The sequence below is a fragment of the Pseudomonas sp. NyZ480 genome (assembly GCF_029537255.1).
In the GTDB taxonomy this organism is placed as follows: Bacteria; Pseudomonadota; Gammaproteobacteria; order Pseudomonadales; family Pseudomonadaceae; genus Aquipseudomonas; species Aquipseudomonas taiwanensis.
On the sequence record NZ_CP120626.1, the window covers coordinates 629,992 to 647,945 of the forward strand.

Genomic DNA, 17,954 nt, shown 5'->3' on the forward strand with positions numbered 1-17,954 from the left:
AGCGGTGCGGTCTGTAGCAGTCGCGCACCAGCGGTGTGCACTTCGGTGACGTCCGCTGTTACAGGCAGGTTGCACGTAAACACTTGCCGAGGTTGCAATGATGGCACCCGATGGTTGCTCCTTGTCTGTACGTGTGGTGGCGCCCGCCGCGCGGCAGACGGTTGCACGCTCAATAAAGAAAAGGCCGTCGGTCGCTTGGACACGACCCTTGCAGTGAGTTTTTCCAGTTCTTATTACCGATGGCACGGCCCTTGCTCCAAGTACAGGGCTGAGAAGTTGTAGTGCCAACCAAAAAAACTCTAGGAGCACCACCTCATGTCGCAGACGTTTTACAAGAAAGGTTTCCTGGCTCTGGCCGTAGCTACGGCACTGGGTGTTTCTTCGTATGTTCAGGCCGACATCAAGATCGGCGTCGCTGGCCCCATGACGGGTGCCAACGCAGCGTTTGGCGAGCAGTACATGAAGGGCGCCCAAGCGGCAGCCGACAAGATCAACGCCGAGGGTGGCATCAACGGCGAGAAGATCGTTCTGGTAAAAGGCGATGATGCCTGCGAACCGAAGCAAGCCGTGGCCGTGGCCAACCGCCTGGTTGACCAGGACAAGGTGGCCGGCGTGGTGGGCCACTTCTGTTCCTCCAACACCATCCCCGCTTCCGAGGTCTACGATGAGGCTGGCGTGATCGCCATCACCCCAGGCTCCACCAACCCGCAGGTCACCGAGCGCGGGCTTTCCGCCATGTTCCGCATGTGTGGGCGCGACGACCAGCAGGGCATCGTCGCTGGCGATTACATCGTTGACGTGCTCAAGGGCAAGAAGGTAGCCGTCCTGCACGACAAGGATACCTATGGCCAAGGCCTGGCCGACGCGACCAAGGCGCAGCTGGAGAAGCGTGGCGTCAAGCCGGTGCTGTACGAAGGCCTGACCCGCGGCGAGAAAGACTTCAGCGCCGTGGTCACCAAGATCCGCTCTGCCGGTGCCGACGTTGTCTACTTCGGCGGCCTGCACCCAGAGGCTGGCCCGCTGGTGCGCCAGCTGCGCGAACAAGGCCTGAAGGACGTCAAGTTCATGTCCGATGACGGCATCGTCACCGACGAACTGGTCTCCACCGCTGGCGGCGCCCAATACGTCGATGGCGTCTACATGACCTTCGGTGCCGACCCGCGCCTGCTGCCGGACAGCAAGTCGGTGGTGGAAGAGTTCCGCAAGGCCGGTACCGAGCCTGAAGGCTACACCCTGTATGCCTACGCCTCGCTCCAGGCGCTGGCTGCCGCGTTCAATGGCGCGAAGTCGAACAAAGGCGAAGATGCTGCCAAGTGGCTCAAGGCCAACCCGGTCAAGACGGTCATGGGCGAGAAGAAGTGGGACAGCAAGGGCGACCTGACCGTGTCCGACTACGTGGTCTACCAGTGGGATGCCAACGGCAAGTACCACCAGCTGGATAAACAAAAATAAGAACGGCCAGGCCCGGGGCATGCTTCGGGCCATAGCCCCGCGGTACCTGTCTTTATCCGTAGATCTGCACAGTTCTGCGCTGCGAGGGCCGCTTCATCCGTGGCCCGCCGTGGTCGGCGCTCGTGCAATCTCAATCAGGTGAGATTGCGTTATGGATGGTATTTTCCTGCAGCAACTGGTCAACGGCCTGACCCTAGGGTCGGTCTATGGCCTGATCGCCATCGGCTACACAATGGTCTATGGCATCATCGGCATGATCAACTTCGCGCACGGCGAGGTGTACATGATTTCCGCGTACCTCGCGGCGATCAGCCTGGCATTGCTGGCTTACTTCGGTATCGAGTCGTTCCCCCTGCTGATGCTGGGCACCCTGTTGTTCACCATCGTCGTCACTGGCGTCTACGGCTTTACCATCGAGCGCATCGCCTACAAACCCTTGCGTAACTCCACCCGACTGGCACCGCTGATCAGTGCCATCGGCATCTCGCTGATCCTGCAGAACTATGCTCAGATCAGCCAGGGTGCTCGCCAGCAAGGCGTTCCAACGCTGCTGGAAGGCGCCTGGCGCGTCGAAGTCGGCACCGGCTTCGTGCAACTGACCTACACCAAGATCTTCATTCTGGTAGCCGCTTTCGTCGGCATGGGCTTGCTCACCTACGTGATCAAGTACACCAAGCTCGGCCGTATGTGCCGCGCCACCCAGCAAGACCGCAAGATGGCCTCGATCCTGGGTATCAATACCGACCGGGTGATTTCCTACGTGTTCGTCATTGGCGCGGTGATGGCCGCCCTAGCCGGCGTACTGATCACCATGAACTACGGCACCTTCGACTTCTATGCCGGGTTCATCATCGGGATCAAGGCGTTCACCGCAGCGGTACTCGGCGGCATCGGCTCGCTTCCTGGCGCGATGCTGGGCGGGATCATCCTGGGGATTTCCGAGTCGCTGTTCTCTGGCCTGATCAACTCAGACTACAAGGATGTGTTCAGCTTCTCGTTGCTGGTGATGATCCTTATCTTCCGCCCACAAGGCCTGCTGGGTCGCCCGCTCGTGGCTAAGGTGTGAACATGTCCGCTGCCAATACTGCCCCTGTTATCGAAAAAGGTTTCGACCTCAAACGCAGCTTGCTGGAGACCATCGTCGCCGGCCTGCTGGCACTCATTGTCTTCGGTCCGGTCGTCGGCGTGGTGCTCGACGGCTATAGCTTCAACGCCGAGCCCACCCGTGTCGCCTGGCTGGTCGGCGGGGTGATGGCCGGGCGTTTCCTGCTCAGCCTGTACCTGCAGACCGCCGCCGGACGCCGCATGCTCCAGGGCTTCGAGAGTGGTGGCTCGGGCGTGCATGTGCGTGCGCCTGACTACAAGTCGCGCCTGCGCTACATCATCCCGGCGCTGGTGGTGATCGCCATCGTCTTCCCGGTGTTTGCCAACAAGTACCTGCTTACCGTGGTCATCCTCGGCCTGATCTACGTGCTGCTGGGCCTTGGCCTGAATATCGTGGTCGGTCTGGCCGGTCTGCTCGACCTGGGTTACGTGGCCTTCTATGCCATTGGCGCCTATGGTCTGGCCCTGGGTTATCAATACCTTGGGCTGGGCTTCTGGAGCGTGCTGCCATTGGCCGCCATCGCCGCGGCGTTAGCGGGGTGCATACTCGGCTTCCCGGTGTTGCGCATGCACGGTGACTACCTGGCGATCGTGACCCTGGGCTTCGGCGAGATCATCCGCCTGGTGCTGAACAACTGGCTGTCGTTCACCGGTGGTCCCAATGGCATGCCGGCGCCGTCACCGACCTTCTTCGGGCTGGAGTTCGGTCGTCGGGCCAAGGATGGTGGGGTGCCTATCCATGAATTCCTCGGCATCGACTACAACGCCAACTTGAAGTTCGTGTTCATCTACGCCGTGCTGTTCCTGGTGGTGCTGGCGGTGCTCTACATCAAGCATCGGCTCACCCGCATGCCCGTCGGTCGTGCCTGGGAAGCGCTGCGCGAAGATGAAATCGCCTGTCGTTCGATGGGCCTGAACCACGTACTGGTCAAACTCTCGGCCTTCACCCTGGGCGCTTCCACCGCTGGCCTGGCCGGTGTGTTCTTCGCCACCTACCAAGGCTTCGTCAACCCGTCCTCGTTCACCTTCTTCGAGTCAGCGCTGATTCTGGCCATCGTCGTGCTCGGCGGTATGGGCTCGACCGTGGGTGTGGTGATTGCGGCGTTCGTGCTGACGGTGGCGCCAGAACTGCTGCGCAGTTTCTCGGAGTACCGTGTATTGCTGTTCGGCGTGTTGATGGTGTTGATGATGATCTGGCGACCGCGTGGGCTGATCCGCATCAGCCGCACCGGTGTGGTCCCGCGTAAAGGAGTGGCGCCATGAGCGACGATATCATTCTCTCGGTCGACAACCTGATGATGCAGTTCGGCGGCATCAAGGCGCTCAGCGATGTGAGCCTGAAGGTCAAGCGGAACCAGATCTTCGCCCTGATCGGCCCCAACGGCGCGGGCAAGACCACAGTGTTCAACTGCCTCACCGGCTTCTACAAGGCCAGTGGCGGGCGCATCGAACTGAATGTGCGCGGCAGCCACACCAATGTGATCCAGTTGCTTGGCGAGCGTTTCCAGGCTGCGGACTTCGTCTCGCCCGCGCGCTTTGCCAACCGTTTGTACTACAAGATGTTCGGCGGCACCCACCTGGTGAACCGTGCGGGCCTGGCGCGCACTTTCCAGAACATTCGCCTGTTCAAGGAAATGTCGGTGGTGGAAAACCTGCTGGTGGCCCAGCACATGTGGGTCAACCGCAACCTGCTGGCCGGAGTGCTCAACACCAAGGCTTACCGCAAGGCCGAAAGCGATGCACTCGACCATGCGTTCTATTGGCTGGAGGTGGTCGACCTGGTCGACTGTGCCAACCGCCTGGCGGGCGAGTTGTCGTATGGTCAGCAGCGGCGCCTGGAAATTGCCCGCGCCATGTGCACCCGGCCGAAGATCATCTGCCTGGACGAACCGGCTGCCGGCCTCAACCCGCAGGAAACCGAAGCCCTGAGCGGCATGATCCGTGTGCTGCGTGACGAGCATGACATCACCGTGGTGCTGATCGAGCACGACATGGGCATGGTCATGAGTATTTCCGACCACATCGTCGTGCTGGACCACGGCAACGTGATCGCCGAAGGCTCGCCACAGGATATTCGCCACAACCCGACGGTGATTGCCGCCTATCTGGGTGCCGATGAAGAGGAACTGGTATGAGTGCACCCATTCTCGAGCTGAAGGACCTGGACGTGTTCTACGGGCCGATCCAGGCGCTGAAGAAAGTCTCGATGCATATCAACGAAGGCGAGACGGTCAGCCTGATCGGCGCCAACGGGGCTGGCAAGTCGACACTGCTGATGTCGATATTCGGTCAACCGCGGGCTGCGTCCGGGCAAATCGTTTATCGCGGTACCGACATTACCCGCAAGTCGTCGCACTACATCGCCTCCAACGGTATCGCCCAGTCGCCGGAAGGGCGTCGGGTGTTCCCCGACATGACCGTCGAGGAAAACCTCATGATGGGCACCATCCCCATTGGCGACCAATACGCCAACGAAGACATGCAGCGCATGTTCGAGCTGTTCCCACGGCTGAAGGAGCGCCGCAACCAGCGGGCCATGACCATGTCCGGTGGTGAGCAGCAGATGCTGGCCATCGCTCGCGCGCTCATGAGCCGGCCGAAGTTGCTGCTGCTCGACGAGCCATCGCTGGGGCTGGCGCCGATCGTGGTCAAGCAGATCTTCTCCACCCTGCGGGAGCTGGCCAAGACCGGCATGACCATCTTCCTGGTAGAGCAGAACGCCAACCATGCGCTGAAGCTGTCGGACCGGGCATACGTGATGGTCAACGGGCAGATTCGCATGACCGGCACGGGGCAGGAGTTGTTGGTGAACGAGGAGGTGCGCAACGCCTACCTGGGCGGGCACTGAGTCATCCAAACGCCGGGAAGCCGGTTCCTGCAGCGAGCGCTTCAACCTGTAGGAGCCGGCTTGCCGGCGATGTGGACAACTTGTCGCATATCTTTTCCGAAGCACGCCAGAATCCACTCGCAAGTCATTGTTTCCACAGTTTCTATTTTTCCACGGATAATGTGGAACCGCCTGTGGAAAACATGGTGGCATCTCGTTGTATCCCTTTAACGACGGGGCCTGCAAAGGATCGGTCGTTTTTTGATCAAGCAGCCTTAGTACATGACTTTCCTGGGGATTCTTGCCCAGGCAGGGATGATCGACGCGCGTTCAATGCCTGTGGATAACTCTGTGAAAAAGCCTTGGACAGTCCGCTGTAGGCGGCATGTTTGAAAGCCCTGGGCCATCATGAAGACCGTGGCGGACGACCGCAGTAAGCTGAAAGGGTTCCGCTGTGTCGATAAGTTGCCCCCAATCCGTGGGGAAAGCCTTGTGGATAAGTTCTGCATACCTGCCGGCGGGCCCTCTGTTCCGAGGCTTCCGAGCATATGTACAAAAAATGACCAGCGCAGGACACGGCTTGCTGCCCGCGCGCTCGGAAGGCATGCTGCAAACCCTGCCGACGATAATCCACAGCGAGGAACAGAGCATGACGTCCACCGTATTCATCACAGGCGCGACTTCCGGTTTCGGCGAGGCCACCGCACGGCGCTTTGCCGAGGCGGGTTGGAAGCTGATCCTGACAGGCCGCCGCAAGGATCGCCTGGACGCCCTGTGCGCTGAGTTGGCGGCCAAGACCGAAGTGCACGGCCTGGTCCTGGATGTGCGTGACCGCAAGGCCATGGAACATGCCATTGCCAACCTGCCGGCAGGCTTTGAGAAATTGCGCGGCCTGGTCAACAACGCGGGCCTGGCGCTGGGGGCGGACCCGGCGCAGAAGTGCGACCTGGATGACTGGGAAACCATGGTCGACACCAACATCAAGGGCCTGATGTACACCACCCGCCTGCTGCTGCCGCGGTTGATCGCCCATGGCCGTGGTGCGTCGATCCTCAATGTGGGTTCGGTGGCCGGCAACTATCCGTACCCTGGCAGCCACGTGTATGGCGGTACCAAGGCGTTCGTCGGTCAATTCTCGTTGAGCTTGCGTTGCGACTTGCGTGGCACTGGCGTGCGCGTCAGCAACATCGAACCGGGCCTGTGCGAGAGCGAATTCTCGCTGGTGCGTTTCGGGGGCGACCAAGCCAAGTATGACGCCACTTACGCTGGCGCCGAGCCGATTCAGCCGCAGGATATCGCCGACACGATCTTCTGGATCCTCAACCAGCCGGCGCACATCAACATCAACAGCCTGGAGCTGATGCCGGTGAGCCAAGACTGGGCAGGTTTTTCGATCGACCGTTCGGCCAAGGGCTGATCGGCGGCCAGCCCGCTCCTGCAAGGCTCGCATGAGCCTTCGGGAGCGGAATTGCGTCAGTTCAGGCGCTGTAGGCCTTGCAGGCAGGTCGCCAAGTGATAGGGGGTGGTTGAAGGCATGTCGTGGCGGCTGACAGCGCCCTGACCATCCCGGCACTCATACCAGCCGCCAGCGTGAAGGAACCGTTGATCCATCGCCTTCAACTGCGCAGGCAGTTTCGCGAGTCCCTCTGGCCGCAACACCAGCGCCCGCAGGTATTCCGCCTGTGCCCAGATCCGCTGGGTGGCATCGAGCACCTTGCCGTTCACATCCAGCATCGCCAGCACGGCCGCGTCCTTCACGCCGCACCGCTCGGCATAGTCGAATGCGCGGTCTATCGCTGCATGCAGTGGGGTTTCGCGCAGCAGCGGTGAGGTATCGAGCAGGTAGAACCATTCGAACTGATGGCCCGGCTCGAACCAGTTATCCACCGCATCGCGCGGTTTTTCCAGCATCAGGCCGTGCTCCGGCTCGATGAAGTGCGCGTGCAGGGCGTCGCACAGCCGCAGCAGTGCCTGGCGTGCCTGGTCGTCCTCGCGCACTGCCAGTACCTGAAGCAGGGCCTCGGCCAGGTGCATCTGCGGGTTCTGCAGCGGTCCGCTACCCAGATCCGACCAATCCTGGTCCAGGCTGGCTTCGTACAGGCCGTCGTCGCGGGCAAATTGTTGCGCGATGACTGTCAGGGCTGCGTTGAGGGTGGACTCCACCAGGCTCTCGCGCACCTTGCCCCAGTAGTGTGCGCAGGCGAACACGATGAACGCGTGGGTGTAGAGGTCCTTGCGGGTGTCCAGTGGCTTGCCGTCGGCATCGATGCTGTAGAACCAGCCGCCGTGCTCGGCATCGTGGAAATGCCGCTGCAATGAGCGGAACAGCGCGGCGGCACGTTCCGCTGCACCGGGCTGCTCGATGCGGCTGCTGAACAGGTAGAGTTGGCGGGCGCAGGCCATAGCGCGGTAGCGCTGGACCGGCAGCGGGCGATGCTGGGCGTCCAGCGCCTCGTAGGGCAGGGCCATGTCGGCGTTCCAGCCCGGGCCTTGCCACAGCGGCACGATGCGCTCGGCGAAGTGCTGGTTGAAGCGGGCCAGTTCGGGCAGGGTGGGGCGGGGGTCGGACATGAAGGCGCTCGTCGCAATCGGGCAGTGCGCCATGTTAGCAGAAGTGAGGTTGGGGATTGTTCGTGCCAGCCTGCCAGGAGCCCGGCCGCTGCAGCCAGTCGATCAGCCAGGATTGCCCAACCCCTGCCAATGTCGTGCCCCGACGAAGATGAAGCGCAGTTGCTGGGTGATCTTCTCTTGTGGCGTCAGTGCCTGTGGATAACCAGGCTCCGGACTGTCGATCAGTTCGGGCAAGGTTGCGAACACGGTTTTGACCACAAGGTCGGCCATCACGGCCAACGCGGCCTGATCCAGATGTTGCCAGCGCTTCATGCGTCCAAGGTCGGTCGCCAGGTCGTTGCTGATGCCTTGGCGCAAACCGGCGATGGCTTGACGTACTGCCTGTGAACCCCCGTATTGCTCGCGGGCCAGAAACAGGAACTGGGCACGGTGAGCCGCGACCACATCGAGGAAGATGCGTACCGAAGCATCGGTGATGCCGCCAAGTTCGAATTCGTTGTGCCGAACAAGGCGAATGGTCTGGCGGAAGGTGGCGTCGACCTCGGCGACCAGGGCCAGGCCCAGGGCGTCCATGTCAGGGAAATGCCGGTAGAAACCGGTGGGTACGATGCCCGCGGCCCTGGCGACTTCACGCAGGCTGATGCTGCCGAACCCACGGCCGCTCTCCATCAACTGGCAGGCAGCGTCCAGCAGGGCCTGGCGGGTCTGTAGCTTTTGTTCGGCGCGAGGCAGCATGGGGGCGAATTCTGTGGCTGTACGGCTGGGCATTCTGGATAAAAAAACAAAGCCCGGTCAATGGACCGGGCTTGGAGGGGAGCAGGCGCTTTGCGTGGGATTGTTCTTTTCGGCCATGGCGATCAGCTCACACGGCTGAGTTCGACCAGACGATCCGAACCACCCTCGGCGACACGGCTGGAGCGTTCGATCAGACGGTCCGAGCCACCTTCGGTAACACGACCGGAGCGTTCGATCAGACGGTCCGAGCCACCTTCGGCAACACGGCCGGAGCGTTCGATCAGGCGGTCCGAGCCACCTTCGGCAACACGACCGGAGCGCTCGATCAGGCGGTCCGAGCCACCTTCGGCAACACGACCGGAGCGTTCGATCAGACGGTCCGAGCCACCTTCGGCAACACGGCCGGAGCGTTCGATCAGACGGTCCGAGCCACCTTCGGCAACACGGCCGGAGCGCTCGATCAGGCGGTCCGAGCCACCTTCGGCAACACGACCCGAGCGTTCGATCAGGCGGTCGGAGCCACCTTCGGCAACTCGACCCGAACGTTCGATCAGGCGATCCGCGCCACCTTCTGCCAGCGTTTTCAGCGGTTGGGCCATTTCGGCAGCGCTGGAACGCGATTCGGCGGTCAGGTGCTGGTCATCGGCTGGCATGGCGAAAGCGTTGGCGGCAAGGATTGAAAGGGTCAGGGTCAGCAGTTGGCGTTTCATGATTTCGGTGCTCCTCTCGGGGGCTGGAAAGTGGGTACGGAGTCAATGTTACGCCCGGTAACGCCAGAGAGAAGTTCATAAGGGTAATGGTGACAATCGACGATATTGATAGACGTTTAGACCGCTCTAACACGGGGCTTCCATGGCAGGTAACGGCTAACGGCCACTGTTTCCGTGATGCGTGCGAAGGGCTGGAGATGACGGAAAGCTGAGCGGGGCATCTGGAAAAACCTGGTTATCATGGCCTCCTCGATAAAACCTCACTGGTTTTCATCAGTCCGAGATATTGAGTGCCACCATTGCGCTCGCTTCGTGCCATGTTGTCAGGAGAATCACGCAATGACGCGCCCCGCCAGAATCCTCGTCTGGACCCTCAGCAGCCTTGTGACCGTACTGGCGATCGTGCTGGTGGTGATTGCCACGTTCGACTGGAACCGCATCAAGCCGCTGCTCAACGAGAAGGTATCCGAAGCCTTGCATCGCCCTTTCGCGATCAATGGCAATCTTGCCGTGCAATGGCGTACCGAGCCGGAGGAAGGGGGCTGGAGAGCCTGGGTGCCGTGGCCGCGCTTCATCGCCGAAGACCTCACCTTGGGCAATCCTGACTGGTTGAAGGCGCCGAAGATGGTTGGGCTGGAACGTGTGGAGTTCCGCCTGTCGCCCTTGCCGCTGATCTTCCGGCAGATCGTCATCCCCCGTATCGACCTGACCCAGCCGACCGCCAGCCTCACACGGCTAGCTGACGGCCGTGCCAACTGGACATTCGACTTCGGGCCGAAGGACGAAAACGAAGCGCCTTCGCAGTGGCAACTGGATATCGGCGCCATCGGTTTCGACCAGGGCAATGTCAGTGTCGATGACCAGACATTGAAAACCAGCATGAAGGTGCAGATCGACCCGTTGGGCAAGCCGATCCCATTTGGCGACATCGTCGGTAAAGCACGCGCCGAGAAGGCCGGTGGAGCCCAGGATTATGCCTTCGGCCTCAAGGCCCAGGGCCGTTACAAGGGCCAGCCGGTGTCTGGTACCGGCAAGATGGGCGGGCTGCTGGCCTTGCAGGACGCCAGCCAACCCTTCCCGCTGCAAGCCGACGTCCGGATTGCCGACACCCATGTGGTGCTGAGCGGCACGCTGACCGACCCGCGCAATCTTGGCGCGCTGGATTTGCGCCTGAAGTTGTCGGGTGCGAGCCTGGGCAACTTGTACCCCCTGACTGGCGTGACCCTGCCGGACACCCCGGCGTACTCCACGGACGGGCGGTTGAGCGCCAACCTGCGAGCCCCAGAAGGCGCAACGTTCAATTACCAGTCGTTCAACGGCAAGATCGGTGACAGTGATATCCATGGCGACCTGGCCTTCGTCGCCAGTCAGCCCCGGCCAAAGCTGTCGGGGAACCCGGTGTCCACTCAACTGCTGTTCAAGGACCTGGCACCGCTGATCGGTGCCGACTCGAACGCCGAGCAAAAGGCCCGCGGCGGGGCCAGCAAGCAGCCGTCGGGCAAGGTGTTGCCTGTGGAGGCGTTTAGGACCGAGCGCTGGCGGGCGATGGATGCCGACGTCACCTTCAGCGGCAAGCGCATCGTCCACAGTGCACAGTTGCCTTTCACCGATTTGTCAGCCCACGTGATGCTCGACGATGGATTGCTGCGCCTGGAGCCTCTGCGCTTCGGTGTGGCGGGTGGCAACCTGGCGTCGGATATCCGCTTGGACGGTCGCAATGTGCCGTTGCAGGGGCGCGCCAAACTGACTGCCAGGGGGTTCAAGCTCAAGCAACTGTTCCCAAGCTTCGCGCCGATGCAGACCAGTTTTGGTGAACTGAACGGCGATGCCGACATCAGTGGCCGTGGCAATTCGGTGGCGGCGTTGTTGGGCACTGCAAACGGTGACCTGCGCATGTTGATCAATGACGGCGCTATCAGCCGCAGCCTGATGGAGATCGCTGGGCTGAACGTGGGCAACTACGTGATTGGCAAGTTGTTTGGCGATGAAGATGTGAAGATCAACTGCGCAGCCGCGGACGTTGGGATCAAGAATGGGTTGGCGACGACGCGATTGTTCATTTTCGATACGGAGAACGCGATCATCTACATCAACGGTACGGCCAACTTTGCCAGTGAACAGCTCGATTTGAAGATCACGCCGGAGTCCAAGGGCGTTCGCTTGTTCTCGCTGCGCTCGCCGTTGTATGTACGGGGGCCGTTTGCCAAGCCTAGTGCGGGTGTGCAGGCGGTGCCGTTGGCGCTGCGCGGGGCGGGGATGGTGGCGCTTGGCGTGGTTGCTGGTCCGGCGGCGGGGTTGTTGGCATTGATAGCGCCGAGTAGCGGTGATGAGCCCAATCAATGTACGCCGTTATTGCAACAGATGAAGGCAGGCAAAGCACCAGCGGCAGTGAAGAAATAGCGCGGTCGCGCTGTGCGCTTCGCTTGTTCTGCTGTTGCGTTGCTGCTGCTGTGCTTTGCTTTTAGTGCGCGAGGATCCAGGCACCACACATCACGAGGTCAGGAGGCCGGAGTGAGGGAGCCCCGAAGCGTAGGGGCTGGATGGTAGGGGCCAACGGTTATGGTTACTTTGGCCACGACCAAAGTAACCCACCGGAAGGGCGGAAAGGTGAAGAAGCGACTCCATGGCAAATGGATATTCACGCGGGACAAATGCCGGCTTTTAGTTAAATTTTCGGCCTATGGTTGGCCCGTGGTAAGTGGGTCAGCCTAACCTTGTGCCAAGGCGAAGTTCCATCACCGTTCCGCTCTTACGCAAAGCAGTCAGAGGCCCTGCAGCAAATCCGACATGTCATCGGCGTGCTCTTCTTCCTGTGCCAGAATATCTTCGAAAATACGCCGCGTAGTCGGATCCTTATCGCCGATGTATTGGATGATCTCCCGGTAACTGTCGATGGCAATCCGTTCCGCTACTAAGTTCTCCAACACCATTTCCTTGAGCGATTTACCCTCTACATACTGGGCATGCGAGTGCTTCGAGAGGTTATCCGGATTGAAATCAGGCTCCCCCCCCAGCTGAACAATCCGCTCAGCCAATTTGTCAGCATGCTCAGCTTCCTGGTTGGCATGTTCCAGAAACTCCTGCGCCGCTACACTGGCCTTGATACCACTGGCCATGAAGTAGTGCCGCTTGTAGCGCAAGGTACAGACCAGCTCGGTGGCCAGCGACTCGTTGAGCAGCCGCAGGATTTTCTCGCGATCAGCAGGGTACCCCTCGGTCACGGCGCCTTGCTCGACATGCTGGCGTGCCCGCGCGCGCAAGGTATTCACATCGGTCAGTTCAACGTTGCTCATGGTGGTCTCCAAACAGATCAGGACAGGTGTTCAGGTGTCAGGAAGGTTCACGCGCCATGGACAGCTTCGCTGTCCTTTTCGCGTTGGTTGCAGGTCTTGAAGCCCTTGGCATCGACATGGCCGGTCGCATCGAAACGCACGTAGTAAGGTTGCTGGTGCCCATCGCGGTTGAGGATGTAGTCATTGCAGGTGCCGCCGTGGGGCAGGTCGATCACGTTCGAGGGGCTGCCACCGATGGCGATGACTTTCTGCATGGTCATGCCGTTCTCCACCTGCTTCACCAGCGGCTCGTCACGGAAGGTGACATAGTCCACCGGGTTTTCCGGACGGCTGCCGCACGCCGCCAGGGTGGCACTTGCCAGAAGAATCGCCAGGGTCTGCTTGTACATGGTCCCGCTCCTTGCTAAGGGTCTGTTCTGGATTGGAACCACAGCGCACGCCAGGAGTTCGATTGCGATGCCCGCCGCCTGCGCGGTAGTGTTGGCCCATCGTCCAAGGACAGGGGCCAGGCAATGGCGCAAGAACTGGCAACGCGATACCCACTGGTACTGGTGCCGGGCATGCTTGGGTTCGTGCGGGTGCTGCTCTACCCCTATTGGTTCGGCATCGTCCCGGCCCTGCGTCGCGGCGGTGCACAGGTGTTTCCGGTACAGGTCTCGCCCGTGCACTCCAGCGAGGTGCGAGGCGAGCAACTCCTGGCGATCATCGAAGCGCTCTGTCAGCGCAGCGGCGCCGAGAAGGTCAACCTCATCGGCCACAGCCAAGGCGCCCTGGATGCGCGTTATGCGGCGGCCAGACGGCCAGATCGCATCGCGTCAGTGACCTCGGTGGCAGGGCCCAACCACGGCTCGGAGCTGGCCGATCATCTGGCGCGGGTGGCGCCTGGCGACTCCCCGCAGGGGCGCGTGCTCAAGGCGGTGCTGCATGGGGTGGCGGTACTGCTGGTGTGGCTGGAGACCAGTTGGCGCCGCGATCCGCTACCCATCGATGTGCATGCCTCGCACCAGTCGCTGACCAGCGATGGCGTTGCACGCTTCAACCAGGCTTATCCACAAGGCTTGCCGCATACCTGGGGTGGTGAGGGGCCAGTAGAGGTCAATGGCGTTCGCTACTACTCCTGGTCGGGAACGCTGCAGCCGGGGCTGACCGACCAGGGCCGCAACCGGTTCGATGGCAGCAACCGCTTCTGCCGCCTGTTCGCCCGCAGCTTCGTGAAAGAGAAGGGACAGTGCGACGGCATGGTCGGGCGGTTCAGCTCGCATCTGGGGCAGGTGATCGGTGATGACTACCCGCTCGATCACTTGGACATCGTCAACCAGCAACTGGGCGCGGTAGGCAAGGGGGCCGATCCGGTGCGGCTGTTCACCGAGCACGCAGCCCGGCTCAAGGCTGCAGGGCTGTAGAGAAAACGACTACACTCAGCCCCATGTCCGTGCATCGGGCGCGGAGACAAGGAGACCACTCCATGAAGATGCTGCAAGTGCCTGTGCTGGTGTTGGGTGTGTTGATCTGTGGGCAAGGATTCGCCGCCACGGCGCAACAGGAGAAGATGAAAACCTGCAATGCCGAAGCCACCGAACAAGCCCTAAAAGGGGACGAGCGCAAGGCATTCATGAGCAAGTGCCTCAAGGCGACCCAGCAGGAAAAAATGAAAACCTGCAACGCCGACGCCACCGCCAAGGCGCTTAAGGGGGACGAGCGCAAGGCTTTCATGAGCGACTGCCTGAAGAAGAAATGACCTGTGCCTATGCCTGTAGGACGAAGGCTGGCAGACTGCGAATCTTTTCCGTTGTCTGCCGCTGAGGCTGTATGACCTTCACCCCCCGCCAGATCAACCTGGCCAGTTGGATCATCGTATTTGCCGGCCTGTTGCTGGCGTTGCCCCTCAAGTTGCTGCCCAGCCTGCTGGCCGGGTTACTGGTGTTCGAACTGGTCAACATGCTCACGCCACGCTTGCAGCCGGTCATTACCGGCCAACGGGCACGCTGGCTGGCCGTGGCCATGCTGGGGACCTTGGTGGTCAGTACCCTGGCGCTGCTGATCGCCGGAGCCTTCAGCTTTCTGCTGCACGAAGCCGAGAACCCCGGTGCCTCGCTGGACAAGTTCATCGGCCTGGTAGAGCGTGCACGTGGCCAACTGCCGCCGTTCATCGAAGGCTACCTGCCGGCCAGCGCCGCTGAGTTCAAGGTCGCCATCGGTGACTGGATCAAAAGCCACCTCAGCGACCTGCAGCTGGTGGGCAAGGGCATGGCGCACATGTTCGTGACCCTGCTGATCGGCATGATCCTGGGTGCCATCGTCGCCCTGCAGCGCATTCCCGACATTTCTCGGCGCAAACCCCTGGCGGCGGCACTGTTCGAGCGGCTTAGCCTGCTGGTGCAGGCGTTTCGCAACATCGTCTTCGCACAGATCAAGATCTCGCTGCTCAACACCGTGTTCACTGGCATCTTCCTGGCGGTGGTGCTGCCTCTGTTCGGCGTGCACCTGCCGTTGACCAAGACGCTGATCGTGTTGACCTTCCTGCTGGGGCTGCTGCCGGTCATCGGCAACCTGATGTCCAACACCTTGATCACCATTGTCGGGTTGTCGCTGTCGATCTGGGTGGCGGCCGCCGCCTTGGGCTATCTGATCGTCATCCACAAGGTCGAGTATTTCCTCAATGCGCGGATCGTTGGCGGGCAAATCAGTGCCAAGGCCTGGGAGCTGCTGTTGGCGATGCTGGTGTTCGAGGCGGCGTTCGGGCTGCCAGGGGTGGTGGCGGGGCCTGTTTACTACGCGTATCTGAAGAGTGAGTTGAAGCGGGCCGAGCTGGTGTAGGTTCCCCTGCCTCATCGCCGGCTCGCCGGCTGCTGCGGGCGATGAGGCAGGGAAGGATTCAGGCCGCGCCGTATCGCTTGCGCGCCTCGATCGCCAAGCCGCTCCCAATACTGCCGAAGATGTTGCCTTCCACGTGCTGGGCATTGGGCAGCATTGCCGCCACACTGTTGCGCAGCGCGGGAATGCCGCTGGAGCCCCCGGTGAAGAACACCGTGTCCACCTGGGCTGGGCTTACACCAGCCTTGCCCAGCAGCTCGGTCACGCTGCCACGCACACGCTCCAGCAACCCCTCGATAGCGCCTTCGAACAGTGTGCGGGTCAGGTCGACACCCAGCTCCCGCTCGACGCGGCCCAGGTCGATGCGTCGGCTATCGTGCTCGGTCAGCTCGATCTTGCTGGCTTCCACTTCCATCGCCAGCCAGTGCCCGGCGCGCTGCTCGATCAGCTTGAACAGACGGTCGATGCCGAGTGTATCCTCGATGTCGTAGCGCATGCTGCCCAGCGCCAGTTGCGACTTCTGCGAGTACAGGGCGTTGATGGTGTGCCAGGTGGCCAGGTTAAGGTGGTAGCTGGTGGGCATCAGGGCGCCGCTTTTCATCCGGCTGCCGTAGCCGAACAATGGCATCACCCCTTGCAGGCTCAGTTGCTTGTCGAAATCGGTACCGCCAATGTGCACGCCGCCGGTGGCAAGGATGTCGCTCTGGCGTTCGGCCACCTCGTGGCGCTCGGGCGACAGGCGGATCAGGGTAAAGTCCGAAGTACCACCGCCGATATCGACGATAAGCACCAGCTCTTCGCGGCTGATGCCCGACTCGTAGTCGAAGGCCGCGGCGATGGGCTCGTACTGGAACGACACGTCCTTGAAGCCGATCTTGCGCGCCACTTCGGCGAGGGTGTCCTCGGCCTCTTGGTCGGCAGCCGGGTCTTCATCGACGAAGAACACCGGGCGGCCCAGCACCACGTGCTCGAATTCGCGACCGGCGGCAGCCTCGGCGCGTTTTTTCAGCTCGCCGATGAACATGCCCAGCAGGTCCTTGAACGGCAGGGCGCTGCCCAGCACGCTGGTGTCGTGCTTGATCAACTTGGAGCCCAGCAGACTCTTGAGCGAACGCATCAGGCGGCCTTCATAGCCTTCCAGGTACTCGTGCAGCGCCAGACGGCCATACACCGGGCGGCGCTCTTCGAGGTTGAAGAACACCACCGAGGGCAAGGTGATCTTGCCATCTTCAAGGGCGATCAGCGACGAAGCGCCCTGGCGGTGCCAGCCGACGGTGGAGTTCGAGGTGCCGAAGTCGATACCGAGGGCGCGGGCCGGTGATACGTCAGACATGGGAAAAGGCTTCCGGAGGCAAAACGGCCGCGCAGTTTATGCCACTTGGCAACAGAATCAAGACCGGCCGTCTGCCTTGGAGCAAAGCCAAGCGAAGCTTGAAAGGCTATGCTTGACCCCAATCTTCAGAAGCAACACGCAATTTCACACTGGTGATCCATAGATGGACTTCAAAGACTACTACAAGATACTTGGCGTAGAGGCCACCGCGGACGAAAAGGCGATCAAGGCCGCGTACCGCAAGCTGGCGCGCAAGTATCACCCCGACGTCAGCAAGGAGCGCGACGCCGAGGAGAAATTCAAGGAGGCCAACGAGGCCTATGAAGTGCTGGGCGATGCGCAGAAGCGCGCCGAGTACGACGAAATTCGCAAGTACGGCGGCCAGCATGGCCGACCGTTCCAGGCGCCCCCAGGCTGGGAAAGCCGGGGGGGTGGTGGCGGTTTCGAAGGCGGCGATTTCTCCGACTTCTTCAGCTCGATCTTCGGCGCCCGTGGCGGCAACCCCTTCGGTGGCCGTGGTCAACAGCGCAGTGCGGGTAGGCGAGGGCAGGACGTGGAACTGGAACTGGCGATCTTCCTCGAGGAGACCCTGAGCAAGGAATCCAAGCAGATCAGCTTCCAGGTGCCGCAAACCAATGGTGCAGGCCAGCGCACTGGGTTCACCACCAAGACCCTGAACGTGAAGATTCCCGCCGGGGTGACCGACGGCGAGCGCATTCGCCTCAAAGGCCAGGGCGCGCCGGGCAGCGGTGGCGGGGCCAATGGCGACCTGTTCCTGACCATTCGCATGGCACCGCACCCACTGTTCGATGTCGAAGGTCATGACCTGATCGTCACTGTGCCGCTGGCACCGTGGGAGGCAGCCCTGGGCACCAAGGTGGAGGTGCCGACCCTGGAGGGCAAGATCAACCTGACCATCCGCCCCGATAGCCAGAGCGGCCAGCGCCTGCGCGTAAAGGGCATGGGGCTGGTGAACAAACAGGGCGAGCGCGGCAACCTTTACGCGCAGCTCAAGGTGGTCATGCCGACCACATCCAATGAGGCTGCCCGCGAACTGTGGACCAAGCTTTCCGAGAAGGCAGCGTTCAATCCGAGGGCTCAATGGAGTAAGTGAT

At 61.5% G+C, this 17,954-nt stretch carries 17 protein-coding genes; 11 read left to right on the plus strand and 6 right to left on the minus strand.

The genetic code is table 11. From position 1 onward, the window contains the following. Window positions 1-315 precede the first annotated feature (315 nt). The 6 genes from P3R38_RS02785 to P3R38_RS02810 all read left to right on the plus strand — a co-directional run bounded on the left by P3R38_RS02785 (window position 316) and on the right by P3R38_RS02810 (window position 6,800). A complete protein-coding gene (locus tag P3R38_RS02785) occupies window positions 316-1,452 on the plus strand; it encodes a branched-chain amino acid ABC transporter substrate-binding protein (protein WP_023378500.1) in 1,137 nt (378 codons plus the stop codon). Between the two features lie 151 nt (window positions 1,453-1,603). Further along, window positions 1,604-2,518 carry a branched-chain amino acid ABC transporter permease gene (locus P3R38_RS02790; protein ID WP_013974411.1) on the plus strand — a complete coding sequence of 305 codons (915 nt, stop codon included), beginning with the start codon at window positions 1,604-1,606 and terminating at the stop codon, window positions 2,516-2,518. A 2-nt stretch (window positions 2,519-2,520) separates the two neighbouring features. Further along, a complete protein-coding gene (gene livM / locus P3R38_RS02795; protein ID WP_023378502.1) occupies window positions 2,521-3,819 on the plus strand; it encodes a high-affinity branched-chain amino acid ABC transporter permease LivM in 1,299 nt (432 codons plus the stop codon). Next, the gene (locus P3R38_RS02800; RefSeq protein ID WP_023378503.1) at window positions 3,816-4,691 is read left to right on the plus strand and encodes an ATP-binding cassette domain-containing protein; all 876 of its coding nucleotides are present in this window, start codon (window positions 3,816-3,818) and stop codon (window positions 4,689-4,691) included. Before livM ends, P3R38_RS02800 begins: the two co-directional genes overlap by 4 nt. Further along, a complete protein-coding gene (locus tag P3R38_RS02805) occupies window positions 4,688-5,404 on the plus strand; it encodes an ABC transporter ATP-binding protein (protein WP_023378504.1) in 717 nt (238 codons plus the stop codon). Before P3R38_RS02800 ends, P3R38_RS02805 begins: the two co-directional genes overlap by 4 nt. Window positions 5,405-6,032: 628 nt before the next feature. Continuing rightward, window positions 6,033-6,800, plus strand: a complete 768-nt coding sequence (locus P3R38_RS02810) for an SDR family oxidoreductase (RefSeq protein ID WP_023378505.1) — start codon at window positions 6,033-6,035, stop codon at window positions 6,798-6,800. A gap of 56 nt (window positions 6,801-6,856) precedes the next feature. Here the strand turns inward: P3R38_RS02810 and P3R38_RS02815 are convergent, their stop codons facing one another. From P3R38_RS02815 to P3R38_RS02825, 3 genes are all read right to left on the minus strand, one after another. Then, complete coding sequence (locus P3R38_RS02815) at window positions 6,857-7,954, minus strand: AGE family epimerase/isomerase (RefSeq protein WP_104883005.1); 1,098 nt, start codon at window positions 7,952-7,954, stop codon at window positions 6,857-6,859. A 102-nt stretch (window positions 7,955-8,056) separates the two neighbouring features. After that, window positions 8,057-8,689 carry a TetR family transcriptional regulator gene (locus tag P3R38_RS02820; RefSeq protein WP_023378507.1) on the minus strand — a complete coding sequence of 211 codons (633 nt, stop codon included), beginning with the start codon at window positions 8,687-8,689 and terminating at the stop codon, window positions 8,057-8,059. 122 nt (window positions 8,690-8,811) lie between these two features. Beyond that, on the minus strand, window positions 8,812-9,399 hold the full coding sequence (locus tag P3R38_RS02825) for a phage infection protein (RefSeq protein WP_277686805.1): 588 nt from the start codon (window positions 9,397-9,399) through the stop codon (window positions 8,812-8,814). Between the two features lie 339 nt (window positions 9,400-9,738). Between P3R38_RS02825 and P3R38_RS02830 the strand changes: the two genes are divergently transcribed. Further along, on the plus strand, window positions 9,739-11,799 hold the full coding sequence (locus P3R38_RS02830) for an AsmA family protein (protein ID WP_277686806.1): 2,061 nt from the start codon (window positions 9,739-9,741) through the stop codon (window positions 11,797-11,799). Between the two features lie 362 nt (window positions 11,800-12,161). Here P3R38_RS02830 and P3R38_RS02835 read toward each other — a convergent pair whose 3' ends face one another. After that, the gene (locus P3R38_RS02835; protein ID WP_023378510.1) at window positions 12,162-12,692 is read right to left on the minus strand and encodes a ferritin-like domain-containing protein; all 531 of its coding nucleotides are present in this window, start codon (window positions 12,690-12,692) and stop codon (window positions 12,162-12,164) included. Between the two features lie 47 nt (window positions 12,693-12,739). Then, entirely contained in the window at window positions 12,740-13,081 is a 342-nt protein-coding gene (gene osmE, locus P3R38_RS02840; protein ID WP_023378511.1) for an osmotically-inducible lipoprotein OsmE, read from the minus strand. 123 nt (window positions 13,082-13,204) lie between these two features. On the opposite strand from osmE, the gene P3R38_RS02845 reads away from it, so the two are divergent. From P3R38_RS02845 to P3R38_RS02855, 3 genes are all read left to right on the plus strand, one after another. Further along, entirely contained in the window at window positions 13,205-14,095 is an 891-nt protein-coding gene (locus tag P3R38_RS02845; RefSeq protein WP_023378512.1) for a triacylglycerol lipase, read from the plus strand. 62 nt (window positions 14,096-14,157) lie between these two features. Beyond that, on the plus strand, window positions 14,158-14,430 hold the full coding sequence (locus P3R38_RS02850) for a PsiF family protein (protein ID WP_023378513.1): 273 nt from the start codon (window positions 14,158-14,160) through the stop codon (window positions 14,428-14,430). A 71-nt stretch (window positions 14,431-14,501) separates the two neighbouring features. Then, window positions 14,502-15,509, plus strand: a complete 1,008-nt coding sequence (locus P3R38_RS02855) for a hypothetical protein (protein ID WP_023378514.1) — start codon at window positions 14,502-14,504, stop codon at window positions 15,507-15,509. Between the two features lie 58 nt (window positions 15,510-15,567). On the opposite strand, the gene P3R38_RS02860 is transcribed toward P3R38_RS02855, so the two are convergent. Continuing rightward, window positions 15,568-16,839 carry an Hsp70 family protein gene (locus P3R38_RS02860; protein WP_027907979.1) on the minus strand — a complete coding sequence of 424 codons (1,272 nt, stop codon included), beginning with the start codon at window positions 16,837-16,839 and terminating at the stop codon, window positions 15,568-15,570. A gap of 163 nt (window positions 16,840-17,002) precedes the next feature. Between P3R38_RS02860 and cbpA the strand changes: the two genes are divergently transcribed. Further along, entirely contained in the window at window positions 17,003-17,953 is a 951-nt protein-coding gene (gene cbpA / locus P3R38_RS02865; RefSeq protein WP_027907980.1) for a curved DNA-binding protein, read from the plus strand. Window position 17,954: the final 1 nt, after the last annotated feature.

What these genes read in the sequence shown, in the direction of transcription:
- livM (WP_023378502.1), top strand. Translation starts at nt 2,521, where the DNA reads ATGTCCGCTGCCAATACTGCCCCTGTTATCGAAAAAGGTTTCGACCTC.
- P3R38_RS02845 (WP_023378512.1), top strand. Translation starts at nt 13,205, where the DNA reads ATGGCGCAAGAACTGGCAACGCGATACCCACTGGTACTGGTGCCGGGC.
- P3R38_RS02850 (WP_023378513.1), top strand. Translation starts at nt 14,158, where the DNA reads ATGAAGATGCTGCAAGTGCCTGTGCTGGTGTTGGGTGTGTTGATCTGT.
- P3R38_RS02805 (WP_023378504.1), top strand. Translation starts at nt 4,688, where the DNA reads ATGAGTGCACCCATTCTCGAGCTGAAGGACCTGGACGTGTTCTACGGG.
- P3R38_RS02785 (WP_023378500.1), top strand. Translation starts at nt 316, where the DNA reads ATGTCGCAGACGTTTTACAAGAAAGGTTTCCTGGCTCTGGCCGTAGCT.
- P3R38_RS02855 (WP_023378514.1), top strand. Translation starts at nt 14,502, where the DNA reads ATGACCTTCACCCCCCGCCAGATCAACCTGGCCAGTTGGATCATCGTA.
- cbpA (WP_027907980.1), top strand. Translation starts at nt 17,003, where the DNA reads ATGGACTTCAAAGACTACTACAAGATACTTGGCGTAGAGGCCACCGCG.
- P3R38_RS02860 (WP_027907979.1), bottom strand. Translation starts at nt 16,839, where the DNA reads ATGTCTGACGTATCACCGGCCCGCGCCCTCGGTATCGACTTCGGCACC.
- P3R38_RS02820 (WP_023378507.1), bottom strand. Translation starts at nt 8,689, where the DNA reads ATGCTGCCTCGCGCCGAACAAAAGCTACAGACCCGCCAGGCCCTGCTG.
- osmE (WP_023378511.1), bottom strand. Translation starts at nt 13,081, where the DNA reads ATGTACAAGCAGACCCTGGCGATTCTTCTGGCAAGTGCCACCCTGGCG.
- P3R38_RS02800 (WP_023378503.1), top strand. Translation starts at nt 3,816, where the DNA reads ATGAGCGACGATATCATTCTCTCGGTCGACAACCTGATGATGCAGTTC.
- P3R38_RS02830 (WP_277686806.1), top strand. Translation starts at nt 9,739, where the DNA reads ATGACGCGCCCCGCCAGAATCCTCGTCTGGACCCTCAGCAGCCTTGTG.
- P3R38_RS02815 (WP_104883005.1), bottom strand. Translation starts at nt 7,954, where the DNA reads ATGTCCGACCCCCGCCCCACCCTGCCCGAACTGGCCCGCTTCAACCAG.
- P3R38_RS02835 (WP_023378510.1), bottom strand. Translation starts at nt 12,692, where the DNA reads ATGAGCAACGTTGAACTGACCGATGTGAATACCTTGCGCGCGCGGGCA.
- P3R38_RS02810 (WP_023378505.1), top strand. Translation starts at nt 6,033, where the DNA reads ATGACGTCCACCGTATTCATCACAGGCGCGACTTCCGGTTTCGGCGAG.
- P3R38_RS02790 (WP_013974411.1), top strand. Translation starts at nt 1,604, where the DNA reads ATGGATGGTATTTTCCTGCAGCAACTGGTCAACGGCCTGACCCTAGGG.
- P3R38_RS02825 (WP_277686805.1), bottom strand. Translation starts at nt 9,399, where the DNA reads ATGAAACGCCAACTGCTGACCCTGACCCTTTCAATCCTTGCCGCCAAC.